Source organism: Mesorhizobium sp. M8A.F.Ca.ET.165.01.1.1 (assembly GCF_004792065.1).
Classification (GTDB): domain Bacteria; phylum Pseudomonadota; class Alphaproteobacteria; order Rhizobiales; family Rhizobiaceae; genus Mesorhizobium.
This window is the reverse complement of record NZ_SRTH01000272.1, coordinates 1-279: the sequence shown is the minus strand read 5'-3', so window position 1 is coordinate 279 and position 279 is coordinate 1. Positions and strand designations below refer to the sequence as shown.

Here is a 279-nt window from a genome sequence, read left to right as displayed (position 1 = left end):
CACGCTTTGCCGAGCGCGAGACGCGCAAGAAGAACCGCGCGGCGCTCAAGGTCGAGATCGAGGACGCTCTGGCAAGCGTGGGTCCGATGCCAGTTCCGGCCGTCCGATCAGCCGGCACAGCGTCACGAACTGCTCCTGCTTGTTGGCGGCGATGTTGATGAGCCCGTCGCCGGTGCGGAATGCGCCGGAGGGAGCCGCGGTCATATTCTCATTGCCCATCGGCTTGGGATCGACCCCTGCCGTCAGATAGTTGGAGACAGGCCAGCCAAGTGCCGAAAG

1 protein-coding gene is annotated in these 279 nt (G+C 64.5%); it reads right to left on the bottom strand.

The window, feature by feature from the left end:
- Positions 1 to 45: 45 nt before the first annotated feature.
- On the bottom strand, positions 46 to 279 hold a 234-nt coding region (locus EN808_RS36065; RefSeq protein ID WP_245525217.1), incomplete at its 5' end, for a CoA transferase.